Origin of the sequence: Sarcina sp. DSM 11001 (genome assembly GCF_900101015.1) — a bacterium.
Lineage (GTDB): Bacteria > Bacillota > Clostridia > Lachnospirales > Lachnospiraceae > CAG-791.
In genome coordinates this window covers 139,347-153,697 of the sequence record NZ_FNFZ01000008.1, presented here as the reverse complement: position 1 = coordinate 153,697, position 14,351 = coordinate 139,347, and the positions used below count along the sequence as shown (strand labels likewise).

The 14,351-nt window shown below is 45.0% G+C and carries 16 protein-coding genes, 3 tRNA genes and 1 rRNA gene; 16 read left to right on the top strand and 4 right to left on the bottom strand.

Going from position 1 to position 14,351, the window contains the following annotated elements:
- The 4 genes from BLT02_RS05980 to BLT02_RS05965 form a co-directional block, all read left to right on the top strand.
- Nucleotides 1-273 (top strand): 23S ribosomal RNA (locus BLT02_RS05980); the annotation flags it as partial.
- Nucleotides 274-487: 214 nt separating this feature from the next.
- Nucleotides 488-559: transfer RNA gene (locus BLT02_RS05975), tRNA-Asn, on the top strand.
- Between the two features lie 23 nt (nucleotides 560-582).
- Nucleotides 583-654, top strand: a tRNA-Glu gene (locus BLT02_RS05970).
- A gap of 15 nt (nucleotides 655-669) precedes the next feature.
- Nucleotides 670-740, top strand: a tRNA-Cys gene (locus BLT02_RS05965).
- Nucleotides 741-964: 224 nt separating this feature from the next.
- On the opposite strand, the gene BLT02_RS05960 is transcribed toward BLT02_RS05965, so the two are convergent.
- From BLT02_RS05960 to BLT02_RS05950, 3 genes are all read right to left on the bottom strand, one after another.
- Nucleotides 965-2,134 (bottom strand): tyrosine-type recombinase/integrase, encoded by a 1,170-nt coding sequence (locus tag BLT02_RS05960; protein WP_175453712.1) that lies wholly within the window; start codon nucleotides 2,132-2,134, stop codon nucleotides 965-967.
- A gap of 529 nt (nucleotides 2,135-2,663) precedes the next feature.
- A complete protein-coding gene (locus BLT02_RS05955) occupies nucleotides 2,664-4,349 on the bottom strand; it encodes a relaxase/mobilization nuclease domain-containing protein (protein WP_092992535.1) in 1,686 nt (561 codons plus the stop codon).
- Nucleotides 4,321-4,713: a plasmid mobilization protein gene (locus tag BLT02_RS05950; RefSeq protein WP_092992533.1), complete on the bottom strand. Its 393-nt coding sequence runs from the start codon at nucleotides 4,711-4,713 to the stop codon at nucleotides 4,321-4,323. Before BLT02_RS05950 ends, BLT02_RS05955 begins: the two co-directional genes overlap by 29 nt.
- Nucleotides 4,714-5,225: 512 nt before the next feature.
- Here BLT02_RS05950 and BLT02_RS05945 point away from each other — a divergent pair.
- From BLT02_RS05945 to BLT02_RS05880, 12 genes are all read left to right on the top strand, one after another.
- Complete coding sequence (locus BLT02_RS05945; RefSeq protein ID WP_092992531.1) at nucleotides 5,226-6,296, top strand: Fic family protein; 1,071 nt, start codon at nucleotides 5,226-5,228, stop codon at nucleotides 6,294-6,296.
- Nucleotides 6,293-6,946 carry a type I restriction-modification system subunit M N-terminal domain-containing protein gene (locus BLT02_RS05940; protein WP_092992529.1) on the top strand — a complete coding sequence of 218 codons (654 nt, stop codon included), beginning with the start codon at nucleotides 6,293-6,295 and terminating at the stop codon, nucleotides 6,944-6,946. Before BLT02_RS05945 ends, BLT02_RS05940 begins: the two co-directional genes overlap by 4 nt.
- 57 nt (nucleotides 6,947-7,003) lie before the next feature.
- A complete protein-coding gene (locus tag BLT02_RS05935) occupies nucleotides 7,004-7,192 on the top strand; it encodes a cytochrome C (RefSeq protein ID WP_092992527.1) in 189 nt (62 codons plus the stop codon).
- 405 nt (nucleotides 7,193-7,597) lie between these two features.
- Nucleotides 7,598-8,032 (top strand): Rrf2 family transcriptional regulator, encoded by a 435-nt coding sequence (locus BLT02_RS05930; RefSeq protein ID WP_027424699.1) that lies wholly within the window; start codon nucleotides 7,598-7,600, stop codon nucleotides 8,030-8,032.
- A gap of 90 nt (nucleotides 8,033-8,122) precedes the next feature.
- Nucleotides 8,123-8,476 carry a cupin domain-containing protein gene (locus BLT02_RS05925; protein WP_092992525.1) on the top strand — a complete coding sequence of 118 codons (354 nt, stop codon included), beginning with the start codon at nucleotides 8,123-8,125 and terminating at the stop codon, nucleotides 8,474-8,476.
- A gap of 65 nt (nucleotides 8,477-8,541) precedes the next feature.
- A complete protein-coding gene (locus tag BLT02_RS05920; protein WP_027424697.1) occupies nucleotides 8,542-9,231 on the top strand; it encodes a radical SAM mobile pair protein A in 690 nt (229 codons plus the stop codon).
- Nucleotides 9,219-10,133, top strand: coding sequence for a radical SAM mobile pair protein B (locus BLT02_RS05915; protein WP_027424696.1), 915 nt, complete (start codon nucleotides 9,219-9,221; stop codon nucleotides 10,131-10,133). Before BLT02_RS05920 ends, BLT02_RS05915 begins: the two co-directional genes overlap by 13 nt.
- 652 nt (nucleotides 10,134-10,785) lie before the next feature.
- Nucleotides 10,786-11,253 (top strand): hypothetical protein, encoded by a 468-nt coding sequence (locus BLT02_RS05905; protein ID WP_092992521.1) that lies wholly within the window; start codon nucleotides 10,786-10,788, stop codon nucleotides 11,251-11,253.
- A complete protein-coding gene (locus tag BLT02_RS05900) occupies nucleotides 11,254-12,045 on the top strand; it encodes a hypothetical protein (RefSeq protein ID WP_092992520.1) in 792 nt (263 codons plus the stop codon).
- A 105-nt stretch (nucleotides 12,046-12,150) separates the two neighbouring features.
- The gene (locus BLT02_RS05890; RefSeq protein ID WP_242869711.1) at nucleotides 12,151-12,357 is read left to right on the top strand and encodes a cytochrome C; all 207 of its coding nucleotides are present in this window, start codon (nucleotides 12,151-12,153) and stop codon (nucleotides 12,355-12,357) included.
- A 254-nt stretch (nucleotides 12,358-12,611) separates the two neighbouring features.
- Nucleotides 12,612-12,872: a hypothetical protein gene (locus tag BLT02_RS18195; protein ID WP_347474909.1), complete on the top strand. Its 261-nt coding sequence runs from the start codon at nucleotides 12,612-12,614 to the stop codon at nucleotides 12,870-12,872.
- Nucleotides 12,873-12,969: 97 nt separating this feature from the next.
- Complete coding sequence (locus tag BLT02_RS05880; protein ID WP_092992516.1) at nucleotides 12,970-13,812, top strand: MerR family transcriptional regulator; 843 nt, start codon at nucleotides 12,970-12,972, stop codon at nucleotides 13,810-13,812.
- 46 nt (nucleotides 13,813-13,858) lie between these two features.
- On the opposite strand, the gene BLT02_RS05875 is transcribed toward BLT02_RS05880, so the two are convergent.
- Nucleotides 13,859-14,302 carry a helix-turn-helix transcriptional regulator gene (locus tag BLT02_RS05875; protein ID WP_092992514.1) on the bottom strand — a complete coding sequence of 148 codons (444 nt, stop codon included), beginning with the start codon at nucleotides 14,300-14,302 and terminating at the stop codon, nucleotides 13,859-13,861.
- Nucleotides 14,303-14,351 lie beyond the last annotated feature (49 nt).

Sequence of the window (14,351 nt, the reverse complement as noted above, 5' to 3'; positions counted from 1 at the left end):
ATCCGGCGCGGGCGTAGGATGTTTGAGGGGAGCTGCCCTTAGTACGAGAGGACCGGGGTGGACGGGCCGCTGGTGTATCTGCTGCGCCGCCAGGCGCAAGAGGCAGGGTAGCCAAGCCCGGCAGGGATAAACGCTGAAGGCATCTAAGCGTGAAGCCCCCCCCAAGATGAGACATCACAAGACCCCTTGAAGACCACGAGGTGGATAGGCGCGAGGTGGAAGTGCGGCAACGCATGGAGCTGACGCGTACTAATAGGTCGGCTGCTTATCCTCAGTTCTGGCACCGCCGCGAAGCGGAGGATGCCGGTCCTGCAGGCAGCAAGTGCTCGACAGTGAGATGTGCGCTTTCTCTTATTCAGTTTTGAAGGTATGAAATTCATCGTTCCTGAAACAGAGTTTGGATTGTAAAGAAGCTGACTTTCGGCTTCTTAATCTATATAATCAGGAATTTCAACGACATGATCATATCTTCTCTTTGATCCATTTTGCCTTGATAGCTCAATGGTAGAGCACGCGGCTGTTAACCGCGGTGTTGCAGGTTCGAGCCCTGCTCGAGGCGCTAAGCGGTTCCGCTGGTAATCAGGCTCCGTGGTCAAGCGGTTAAGACATCGCCCTTTCACGGCGGTAACACGGGTTCGATTCCCGTCGGAGTCATTCATAACTGAATATGGTGCCATAGCCAAGCGGTAAGGCAAAGGTCTGCAACACCTTGATCACCAGTTCAAATCTGGTTGGCACCTCGCGTAAGGTTCCCTGGAACCCTTGTAAATCAAGGGTTCTGGGGGATTTTTTAGTTGCGCAGAAAGGGTGTAAGTCTGCGTAACTAAGGGACCTGCAGCATGATGATCTGACAAAAAAATCGTTATTTTGATATATTTCTTGATCAGATCCTGCAGTTCCCTCCCATACTAAAAGTGAAGCTCTACATTCTACTCATTCGATTACAACCGATTATCCAATTAGATTATCCGATTACATTTAAATTTCCAGTGTACTGTTCGGTCATCGCGACCTGACGATGGCCGAGGAATGCTTTGACTAAAAGCAGGTCATTGGTTTCATGATACTTGTTGCACGCGGCTGTGGCCCGGAGAGAATGTGCGTGATAATTGGTCGGATCCTTTCCGAGGTGCTCTGCGAGCGCCTTTATTTTATCATTAAGTGTTTTCTTTCGTAAATACTCTGCTTCAACAGGGAATACATATTCAGACTGGATGCCGAGCTCTTCCTGGTGTTGTCTGACTTCCCGGAGCAGCTCGCAGGTCTCCTCCGGCATGCGTAGACGACGGGTGGATTCACCGCTCTTCATGTGAGAGTAGCGCTGGTTGTGGTGGACCTTAAAGTCCATACGGTCTCCTTCCAGTTCCACGACCTCGACAGTGTCCAGCATCTGACCGCAGACATAGACTGAGCGCTCATCGAAATTGATATCAGACCACCGGATCGCGGCGAGCTCTCCGAACCGAAGCCCCATCCGGACATTAAACAGGATGATATAGTAATACTGTTTCTTGACCCGGGGCTTCTCCATTTCGCTCCTGCACCATTTTTCAATCGCATCCATCTCAGAGGGCTGAAAAGGCTCAGCCTTGATGGCATTTCGGATTCCTGTCTCTGTAAAAGGCATTCTGCGGTTGATTACATTTGCGACAACATTGACCTCGACGATTTCCTCCTCGATTGCATACTCGTAGAGCTGCCGCATAAGAGATTTGACATTGATGAAACACTTCTGGCTCATATGCCTTTCCTTTACAAGCTTTTTGTAGAAAGCAGTCCAGTCTTTCAGTTTTAGTTTTCTGATATCCTCCTTTACTATATCGGTGTCTTTGTAATAGGTTCTCCAGTTCTGCTCCCGGATCTGAATTGTCTTTCCGGTCACATTTTCCTCTGATTTCCACTTCAGGTATTTTGGATACAGAGCTTCGATAGTGTACTGCTTCTGCCCCCTGGCAGAGAGAGGTGCCCCCGTATAGTAGTTGTAGAGCTTCTCATAGAGACCTTCTTCAGTCGTAGATGTGAGCTGAAGACGGTCCGGGAGATAAGCTACGTACAGCGTGTACGGAGTCCCGTTCTTCTGCTTCCGATGCTGGAAATTGAAATGCTTAATTTCCCTGTCCGCGAAGTACTGCATATTCACAAATCTCTTGATTTTTTTATTAATCATATCGTCTATTGCGGCACTGGATAAACCAAGAATATCATATGTCCCTGTTTCCTGTCCCGCACGCAGCTTATTGATTTCCTCAACAAGAGGCTGTAAATCGCTTCGATACATTTTCCTGTGTTCCGGTTCCTGTTCCTGTAATGAATAAAATGATTGTCCGGCAGCCCACGAGAGGACTTCGTGAGTTGACAATTTCAAACCATCCAGAATAGCAGTTTTCCAAATGATTTTTAGAAGAAACCTATTTCCCCCTTCATTCCTTTTGCCAATCGCAAACAGCCAAAATACCACAAACAAAAGTCGAACAAACTATTAAATTTTTATAAAAAACAGACATATATTTAAAATATTATGTAATGACAGAATATTAAATTAAAATACGAGAATTATGGCACAAATAAATGGCTTATTTGATATTTTGCCATTGGCTTTTCTGCATGCTTATTTGCAAACGTAATAGTCTGAAAAGAGCTGATTAATGATTTGGTTTGTCATTTCATAACTCAGGTCCTCTGTTCCTGGATCGGGGTTTTCGGGGTACATTCCTGTCTTCTGAGATTTTCTTGGAATTGTGCTCGCGGGTAGTTTCACTGTATCCGAGGATGATCTTGATGTTTTGTGAAGCGATTGAAAGCTGATCCAGTGCTTTATTATTTTCCTGGCAGGTTTTCTCCTGTTCAGCCAGCTTAGAAGTCAGTTCTGTCTTCTTCTCCTGAAGGGAACGGAGAGAAGGGAACTTTCCTTTTGGGGTATATCTGCGAAGAATATCTCTTGCCTCCTCATAACTGCGGATTTCTTTCTCATGTTCACGTCGGTATTTCCCCTTGTTTATTACCTTTGTCATTTTTCTAAAAGTATCCTTATAGTCCAGGAACTGGCCGGTGTAATGGGTCCGTCTGTTGATTTCCTTCAGTTCCTTCTGTGTCTGCAGGAGAGCAGTTTCTGAGTCTGCCGCAAGTGAGGCGGCAGCGCGTTTACGATTTTCTAATTCATCAAGGTCACTGATGTTATTCATCTGAACAAATGCAACTGTACGGGCTTCTTCCTGAAGAGTTGAGAGTAGGATCTTACGCTCATTAACGTGGCTGTACTTTTCTTTGATGGATTTCTGGAGGTCCGGGACCAGACGAAGATCTGATTCGATAAAAAGAACCTCCAGAATCGGATGGGTCTCAAGATCAAACCCGGCAAAGGATATGGGAACCCTTGTCTGCATCTCCCGTTCCTGACAGTTCTGTAGAAACTTTTCAAGCAGAGCTTCTTTCTCATATGCGGCTCCCAGCGCTCTGGCACGGATGTTTTTATTTCGATCCGGATGCAGGTAACTGAAACGTCCCCGGGTTTCTATAACCTTGACTTTGTAGCGGTCAGAAAGAAGGTAATAGAATTCGTCAAAAGTTGTTGCATCTTTGGCACACTCATCAATCGCATCACGAAGATATTGTTTCTGGGTCTGGAAGCGGGTTTTCTGCGGAATTGATCCTGCGTCGGCTGTTGCTAAATCTTTTTGGTCCTCCGTGGTTTCTTTATCCAGACGATCCTGTCCACGCAGAACTGCGTAATACTCCCGATCTGAAATGTTCTGTTCAGCTCTGGCGAGTAGATCGACTTGATGCAGTCCTTTCTCCCGGCACATATTCATCACATCCTGCTTGAGATGCTGCAGATATTTTTTCGTGACGTGGTGTTTGTAACCGGCTCGTGAATCGATAGCCCGTTCTGACCACTCAGATGCTTCTACATCGATCTTCCGGAGACTGTTAAGGAAGATATGCACGTGGATATTTCCGGAGCGTCTGGAGCCGTCTGCGTGTGTACAGACAATCATCTGGTGCCCCGGAAAGTTTCGTTTAGCGAAAGCAAGTCCCAGTGACTGTGCCTTTTCACCGGTGAGACCGCAGGTCTTAACATCTTTCGGATCAAAGCTCAGGATGTAGTGGTGGGATTTGATTTCTTCCGGTTTCTGGTTTTTGTTGTACTGATTATTCAGTGTTTTGCATTCCTGCGCATAGAGGAAAGGGTCACAGTTGACCCCATCGAGCCAGTAGGATCTTCGCAGGATTCGATTTCCGTTCGCGTCCCGCAGGACCTTTCCACTTTTTTCATCGTGATCGAACAGTACATAGTCGAGGGAGGCTCCATAGTTGCTGCTCTTACTTGCAAAATGTTTTAAGATCGCCATACCCGCTCTCCGAGATTTTTTCTAACAGAGACTTGGCCGAAAAAATCACTTCGATTGCTTCATTGATTTTCTCTGTCACTTCTTTGGACCGGATTCCACCGGTATTAAAGTATTTTGCAATCTGGTTCAGATTTCCTGTGGCATTTGCCATGAGCCGGGCAACTTCCCGAACTTCCGGAATATCTGCAGAAATAGAGTATTTGAGTTCGATTTTTCCATGAGTGATCAGCCGCCGGCAGCATTCTGCTAAGGGGATTTTCATATAGTCTGCCAGTGTGCGGATTAAATCGTACTGTGTCTGTGTCAGACGCAGCATGATACAGTGAGAAAGTTGTTCATTCGGTGGGGTCTTAGGTCTTGCCATTTACATTTGCTCCTTTCTGAAATCTTCAATTTCATAAAACATAAGCTTCGCTTAGCTGCTCATCTGAGCCAAAATTCAAATTTTTAAATGACAGCGTTTGAGAGAATTTGAAAAACCGAGGGTATGGGGAAGCGGAATCCCCATCAAGTTTGCCTGAGCAGGGAAGGAGGGGACCTCATTTCCCGTTACGACAGGCGAAACTTGCAGTACTCTGATTGCCTCTCAATAGATAGGTCTTGGGGGAAGTGGAAATTTACCTTTTTGAAAAATATTAAAAATAAATTTTTTCCAGAGCCGCAAAATATCATTTTTGAAAAATTAGAAATATTTAAAGATCTGAAAAAGAAAAAAATTAGAAATATTTAAAGATCTGAAAAAGAAAATTTGCATCTTCGTCATTTGTGGAAATATGACGAAAATGGCCATTGACTTTGAATATTCAAAGAGATATATTTCAGTTAAGTCAAAATTCCAAAAATGACGAAGCAAATGCTTAATTTGGAGAATCAAGCATGAGAAATTATGATTATAGAGAAAAATGGAAAAAGCTGCTGACTCCCGATATACTATCTCTGCTCACAACGATCCATGAGTATAAAGGAGAACAGCGGCTGATTGCTGACCGTTATGCAGATGTCCTGACGAATCTGGTTGATATTGCCAAAATCCAAAGTGCGGAAAGTTCTAACAAAATTGAAGGTATTTATACGTCAGATGAACGGCTTAAGAAAATAGTCCTGGATAAGACCATGCCCCAAAACTGCAACGAGCAGGAAATCGCCGGATACAGGGATGTTTTGAACACAATCCATGAGTTTTATGAGTATATTCCGATTCGTTCGACACATCTGCTTCAGCTTCACAGGGATCTCTACAAATTTCAGGGATCTGGTTTCGGTGGGGCTTTCAAGAATGTCGATAATGCGATTGAAGAGACCGATGAATACGGGGAAACAAGAGTCAGATTCCAGCCGGTTGCGGCCTGGGAGACGCCGGAGTCTGTGGACCGGCTGTGTGCTGCCTATGATCAGGTGCTGAAAGAACCCAATGTAGATCCACTTTTGATTATGCCCATGTTTATATTGGATTTTCTCTGTATTCATCCTTTTCGGGATGGCAACGGCAGGATGAGCCGCCTTCTAACCCTTCTCCTTCTTTATCAGGGCGGATATTTTGTTGGCAAGTATATCAGTCTTGAAAAACTGATTGAACGAACCAAAGAATCCTATTATGAAGAGCTTCAGGCAAGTTCTACAGACTGGCATGAGGAAGAAAACGACTACGCTCCTTTTGTAAAATACCTTCTCGGTGTTGTGGCCGCAGCATACCGTGAATTCTTTGAACGGACAAAGCTGATTACAGGAGTCAAGAGATCTAAACCGGAGCGGATTGCAGAGGAAATACGAAATCATATAGGAACAATTACAAAGGCTGAACTTGTTGAACAGGTGCCGGATGTCAGCCAGACAACGGTGCAGAGGACGCTTACCGAGTTAACGAAGCAGGGAAAGATCATCAAGCTCGGCGCAGGCCGGTATATTAAATACAGGTGGAACTGGGACCAGGAGGATGAACAAAAATGATTACAGGAGAATTGAAAAACAAGATTGACAGTATTTGGGAAATCTTCTGGACTGGCGGACTTACCAATCCGCTGGATGTAATAGAGCAGATGACCTATTTGATGTTTATCCATGACCTTGATGGTTCTGATAACCTTAGGGCAAAAGAGGCTGCCATGCTGGGGCTTCCTTATGCAAGCATATTTGCAGATGAAGTACGGATCGGAGACCGGACGATTGCAGGGAATCAGCTTAAGTGGAGCATTTTTCACGATTTTCCTGCCACGAAAATGTACAGCGTGGTCCAGGAATGGGTGTTTCCCTTCATCAAGAACCTCCACGGAGATAAGGATAGTGCTTATGCCAGGTATATGGGGGACGCCATTTTCAAGATTCCTACTCCTTTGATGTTGGATAAGATCGTCACATCCATGGACACCATGTATGACCAGATGGCCCAGGTTAAATCCTCAGATATTCGAGGAGATGTTTATGAGTATCTTCTCTCGAAACTTTCTACGGCCGGCGTAAACGGCCAGTTCCGTACTCCCAGACATATCATCCGCATGATGGTGGATTTGATGGAACCGGCTCCGGATGAAGTGATCTGCGAAAGCAAGACGCAAAATTTGATACAAATTAACGATTGCCCTCTCAGGGGTGTCGCATAGGACTTAGGGGTGTCGGTTTTACAGACCGGCGCGTTTTTGTATATAGGGGATGTAGTTATGGCGACGATTACAAAGAAACAGATGGAAGAATATGAACGTCTGCGCCGGGATCGGGACAATGGCCGTTTACTTACACCAGACGGTCTGCGGCTCATCTGTGCGGCGTACGAAAATGATCCTGAGAAGATCGGCATCCACATGTTAGAAATGCTGGCGAAGTTCAGGAATGAAGGTATAATTGACTAAATCGGAATTTTACGCACAGTTTGATAGAGGATAATGAGAACAGCCAATTCTTCGAGAAACTAAGTGATTATTCCGGCCCTCCCAGAGCCACCTGTCCGGACTTTGAGAGCCACCATTCCGGAGAATGAGAGCCACTGATTCCGGAGTTTTGGAGCCACCTTGCGGCCACTGAATCATATATTCCTTTATACTGTACGTGCACGCCTTCAGCGTGACTACAGATAAAGGAGGGTCAAATCTATGACCAAGTATCGTGAGATCCTTCGGCTAAAAAACCAGGGATCATACAGCACTCTGGCATCTCAGGATGATATGGATCGATTCTAGAAGGGATAATCGTACCTTGTTGTGACTATTGAAATTACAACGAAAATGATTTAAGATAGAGTCGATGGAGGTGTCAGAATGCAGATTTCAAGCAGATTTACAATAGCGGTTCATGTGCTTATAGCAATTGAAACATTTAAGAATGACCATAAAATCACCAGTGAATTTCTTGCGTCCAGCGCAAATGTAAATCCGACGGTAATCAGAAGACTCTTGCAGCAGCTGAAGAAGGCGGAGATTGTAACAGTGAAGCGGGGAAGCGGCGGTGCCGATATAGAGAAATCCTTGACGGAGATAACGCTTCTGGATGTTTACAATGCCGTGGAGCCTGTCGAAAATGGACAGTTGTTTCATTTCCATGAGAATCCGAATGAGTTATGCCCTGTGGGACGGAACATTCACAGGATCATGGATCACAGGCTTGAAGAAATACAGAATGCCATGGAAGATAAAATGCGGCGAATAACCATAGCTGATGTAATGGCGGATGCGAACAAGCTGATAGAATCTTAAAAAGTTTTGTTGTAACACTTGACATCACAACAGGGCGGTGGTACACTTCTGTTGTATCAATCAATATCACAACAAATGGAGGTATCAGAAATGTCTAACTATAGTAAGGTAAGTGTTGCAAACGATCCGAGAACTGAACTTCATGATCAGCTGGGACTTACAGGGGCTGAGATCAGCATCAACCATCTTCCGGCAGGTGCGAGTGTTCCTTTTGTTCATTATCATAAGACCAATGAAGAGATTTACATCATTCTTTCCGGCAAGGGAAAAGCGGTAGTTGACGGTAAGGATATAGAGCTTTCTGCCGGTGATATCGTGCGTATTGCGCCGGATGGGAAAAGACAGTTCTTCGCGGCAGATGATTCTGAGATCAGCTATGCCTGTATCCAGGTGAAGGCAGGTTCTCTTGAAGCGTATACCGCCGACGATGCAGTAATCGAGTAAGTATGAGTTTTAAAGTTGTGGGCATTTCTGCAAGCAGATGTCCATAACTTTTTATGTGGAGAGCTATGAGTGTTTGTATAAAAGACAATATCCAGAATATGAACCTTGTCATCGGCTGCACGGTAGGCTGCGATTATTGCTATGCGCGGAATAATGTGAAGCGGTGGCATACGATACCGGATTTCAGTAAGCCTGAATTTTTTGAAGGCAAGCTTAAAATGATGGACAAGGCAAGACCGCAGAATTTCCTTCTGACCGGTATGAGTGATCTTGCGGGATGGAAAGAAGAATGGCGAGAAGAGGTGTTTGAAAAGATCCGGAAAAATCCGCAGCATCAGTTTTTATTTTTGTCAAAAAGGCCTGATCTCCTGGATTTTGAAACGGATCTTGAGAACGCCTGGTTTGGGGTGACGGTTACCAGAAGATCAGAACTCTGGCGCATTGAAGCATTGAGGAATCATGTAAGGGCAAAGCATTATCATGTGACCTTTGAGCCGCTTTTTGATGATCCTGGAGAGGTCGATCTTTCTGGTATTGATTGGATCGTTGTAGGAACCATGACAGGCGCTCAGAGCAGAAAAATCCGTACTGAGCCGGAATGGGCATGGTCGCTTACGGATCAGGCGCATCAAAGGAATATACCTGTTTTTATGAAGGAAGATCTTGAATCAATCATAGGCGATGGAAATATGGTGCAGGAATTTCCTGAAGCATTTGAGAAGGTATTGGAGGTACAGCGGGCATGGAAGAAGTGAGAACGGAAGATATCCTGATAAGGGATGTGGAAACCAAAAATATCATGACAAAGTCAAACTTGCCGGTGGGAGGGTATTCTGTGAATCCGTATGTCGGATGCACGCACGCCTGCAAGTATTGTTACGCTTCTTTCATGAAAAGGTTTACAGGACATACGGAAGAGTGGGGAACATTTCTTGATATCAAGCACTGGCCTGAAATCAAGCACCCTGAGAAATATGCCGGACAGCGCGTTGTGATCGGCTCCGTGACAGACGGGTATAATCCGCAGGAAAAAGAGTTCGGAAACACAAGGAAACTGCTTGAACAGCTGCGGGGGAGCGGAGCAGATATTCTGATCTGCACAAAATCCGACCTTGTGGTGAGAGATATTGACCTGCTAAAAGAGCTCGGACAGGTAACAGTATCGTGGTCGATCAATACGCTGGACGAGAAGTTCAAGGACGATATGGATGCAGCGGTTTCCATTGAACGAAGGATTGCTGCGATGAAGCAGATATATGACGCCGGTATCAGGACAGTATGCTTTGTATCCCCGGTATTTCCGGGCATTACGGATTTTGAGGCTATCTTTGAACGTGTAAAAGACCAATGTGATCTGTTTTGGCTGGAGAATCTTAATCTGAGAGGCGGATTTAAGAATACCGTTATGGACTATATCGCTGAAGAGTATCCTGATTTAGTGCCGCTCTATGATGAGATTTATAACAAGCATAACAGAAGCTATTTCGAGGCTCTGGAAAACAAAGCCGAGAAACTTGCCGAGAAGTATGATTGCCCGTTTGTGGATAATGAAATGCCTTATGGAAGGGTTCCGCAGGGGCATCCGGTAATCGTGGATTATTTTTATCATGAAGAAATCCGCGGATCCGATAATACAGGAAAAAGAAAGCGCAAATAGCGCGTATAAACAAAGTGAAATGTTTTTGAGAAGAATCGGGAGACCGGTTCTTTTCTTTTCTCACCCCAGAAGACGATGTTGAACTTACAGACTATGATGGTTCAGAAGAAAAGTTTAAAGAATGGGTTTTTCGCTGGGAAGACAGGGAGCCGAAAGATACAGAATAAACCTTTTAACGATTACCCGAACCTTTTAACGTTTCCATACTTTTTAACGATAGCGGAAAGGGGTGTCGTTTTTAAACACAGCAGTGGCTACAGCATATGATTGTCGTGCTGTATGGCACCCTGTCCGGCATGCCCGAAAAAGCAGAAATGCCCAGAAAGTGCGCGGTTTCCGGGCCTCCGGCACATATGGGCATTGTATCAAAGATCACGTCTTGATAGAAAGCAAGACGTGGTATTGGATACAATTTAACGATAGCCCTCTCAGGGGTGTCGCTTAGGCATTAGGGGTGTCGGTTTTTGCCGTAGGGGTGTCGGTTTTCAGGAACTGGCTGTTTTTTTGTTTACAAATAATACATGCATAAAATAGATGATGCTGGGGTTTTCCAGCATTTTTTGTTTTTGTGGGCACAAAAACATTGACAAAGCTTTGGTGTGGGTTTATATTTTACGCATAGTTATTGTGGCCACATAAACGGAGGTGCGACATGGCGAGACCTAAAAAGGATGATGCCCGCGATATTGTATATAAAGTGCGGCTCAATGAGGAGGAAGATCGGATTTTAACTGAAGCAAGTGAGTGGACTGAGCAGGCGAAATCTGAAGTCTTCCGTAAGGCTCTCCTTGATTATTATAAAGCAGTTAAAGTGAGCAAATATATCTCAGATTCCGATATGGAAGCATCGGGATGGGCTTTTGATCACATCTCTCAGCAGAGAATCATTACCTGTCCTTATGCTGACTGCGAAGATGATTTTGCTGTAGACTTTTCTGATTACAGTGAAGAACAGGATTCCGAAGGGCCGATGGGATACCGTTGTGAACATATCTTCGATACCAGTGAGATTGAATGCCCGTCCTGTGGGCGTATGATTCATGCGTCAGGAGTCATTTCCGAGTACCCGCTTGGAGCCTATGAGTATGAGAATATAAAGATAGAGATGGAGGAAGAATAAATGGCACGTGAACCCCTTTATAGAAGAATTCCGGAAGACGGGAAACATCCTGCAAATTCCAAAAAGAATCCAGGTGCAATTAGCGGCGCAGCTCTTGATGATAAGACCAATAAACCCTCTGGCGCATCAGATTTTATGCCGGTGGAAATAAGTGAGGAAGAATATCTCCGAGCTCAAAAGAAGGCTGTGTTCTGGGGAAATCTGGCAGAGATGGGCATGGATTATGTTTCTGTCAGATTTCAATATTGGTGGAGAACAAAAGCTCTGCCCAAAATTGTGTATGATATTATCCCATCTACAAAGATAAAAGTAGTCAACTGGGGTAAGCGTACTTTTGGAAAAGAAGGAAAAAAGGCGGAGCAGACGGGGCAAAGCGTCAGGATGACTGTTCCTCCCAAAAAGGAAAGTACAACAATTGCACTTACCGCCGATCTTGAAAGTGCGTATCAGAACTACACAGTGAATATGAGTAGTGAGGAAGCTCAGAAGGAGCTTTTTGAGGCTTTTGTCCTTCAATATCTCAGCATGAAGAAGCTGCAGAAGCTGTCTAACGCGAGGATTGTCGATGCAGAAGGAAATGTTATTGATGGCGCAGATGTTGTCAATAAACTTTCAAATCCTTCAGTCATAAGAAGTATAAATCTGCTGTTATCTCAGAATCCGTCATTATTAAATGAATGGCAGGCAAAAGCACTGGCAGAGACTTTGGGAAGGGAATTGATTCAGGCTGATCATTATGTACCAATTAGAAGATCAGAACTGCTTAGGCAAATTAGCAGGGCGGAAGATTAGAAGAAGACAATCAATAATTTAACTCCCGGTCATCAGTTGCGGAAAATGCGATGCTATATTTGAAAAGATCACAGTCGGCGGGAGGAGCAGTACATTCTGCTCAATTTGCCAGAGGAGGCCCAAATAAAGCAGATATCGAATAAAGAATATGAGAAATACCAGCAGTACCAGACCGACAAGCTGCATGGACGTATCCTGACCCCGGATGGCCTCCGCGTCATCTGCGCCGGTCTGGATAATGATCCTGAGAAGATCGGCATCCACATGCTTGAGATGCTGGCCAAGTTCAAAAATGAAGGAATTGTGAAATGAAGGGTTTTACAAGAAATAATCCATATCTCTCCCTTTGCGGGCTGAACTGCAAACTGTGTTCGATGAACCTCTCAGGGCATTGTGGTGGCTGTGGATTTGGGAATCAATCTTGTCCGATTGCCAGATGCAGTCTGGAACACGGGAATCAGGAGTATTGTTTCCAGTGCTCGGAATACCCGTGTGAGCGATATGCGCATATCGATGAGGCAGACTCTTTCATCACGCACATGAACCAGAAGACTGATCTGGAGAAAATGCAGAAAATCGGTGAGGAGGCCTATAATGCAGAACAGGTGGAGAAACGCAATATACTTGACCGGCTTCTCGCGGAATACAATGATGGCCGGAAAAAGACGCTGTTCTGTCTTGCCGTCAATCTGTTGCCGCTGGAGGATCTTAGGACTGTGTTTGCAGATGGTGATATGGATTTGTCGATAAAAGACAGAGCTAAACTGATGGAAAAGCGGCTGAAGGAAAAAAGCAGCGTCGAATTGAAACTGCGAAAGAAGAAATAATTGTATAACGATAGTATGGAAAAACCGAATTTTTCTCTTGACCTTCACGTTGCGTGAAGCCCTATAGTATTGACATCAGGGACAGGAGGCGATTTGCATGATGACAATTAAGGAAATGTCGGAGCTGTCTGGTGTCAGTGCACGGACACTCAGATACTATGACGAGATAGGGCTGTTCCATCCCACCGGAAAGAGTGAAGCCGGATACAGGCTTTACGATGACGATGCTTTGGAAGCGCTTCGGTACATTCTTTATTTTCGGGAGATGGATATACCGCTCAGCACAATAAAGGAAATCATCAGCAACCCTGCTCTTGATAAGAATCATATTTTGGAAATGCAGAAAAAGATGCTGGAGGCAGAAAGAGATCGCATTAACCGGCTGATTGACAGTATCGATGCTGCATTGAAAGGAGCAGAGATGGACTTTACAGTTTTTTCAAGAGAAGAGTCAGAAGAATTATTTGCGGCTATGTATGAGCATATGCCGGAAGAAATGAGAAAGGCTGCAGAGGCGGAGTTCGGATCGATCGAGAAGTGGCGAGAGCACTATTTAAAAGCAGTCGGTACAGAAAAGGTTCAAAAACAATACGCTAAAGTTGTTGAGTGGTATGGTGGGAAAGACGCGTATGCGGACTCCGTAAAGAATCCGCTTAGCAAGGAAATCAGGGAAAGCTATCAGAGGCGTATAGAAGCAGTGTTGGAAAAACTGAGCCGGAAGCAGGATCTTGATGTGAATTGTTTTGAGATCCGGGAATTGATCGGAGAATATGGTTTCGTACTTAAGCAGCTGCTTCAATTGAAAGAGGAAAAGGGCATGATGCTAAGTCAGGCGAGTATCTATCTGGATAAGCAGGTGCAAGAAACTACAGATGAAAAGTACGGAGAAGGTTTTGCAGCTTTTTTGAATAAAGCAATAACGAGCTTCTACATGAGATAAGAAGGGCTCCCGACCATCAGGATGATCTGGTGATCGGGAGCTTGATTCATCCTTGATTCCAGTAGTCGATCATGCCCTGCTCATGACCGCGCTCACAGGACAGACGCTCATCGCGTCCAACATAGATCGCGGAATATGCCTCTCCGGCCTTGTTGTTGAACCGGTGGAGATTTGCGTTTTTGATCAGGGCTGCATCGTAGACCATGTGCGGCGTGGAATCCGTAGCTGCTGGTCTGGGATAAAAATCCTCAGCGGGTATGGTCTCAAGATAGTAGTATTCCGGTATATCAACAGCGTCGTCGACCAGGGAAGTGACGGGTAGATAGAAAACATCCGCCAGTCTTTTGATTTCTGTAACGGGCGGTGTGTTCTTATCAACCTCCCATTTTTGCACTGTAGACTCTGAGACAGACAGCGCTTCAGCCAGCTGGGCTTGCGTCCATTCCCTGTTTTTCCGTAGTATCCGTATTTTTTCTGAAAAAGTACTCATAAGAAATCGCCTCCTCGTGCATAGACTATCACTGGGAGGCGATATTTGC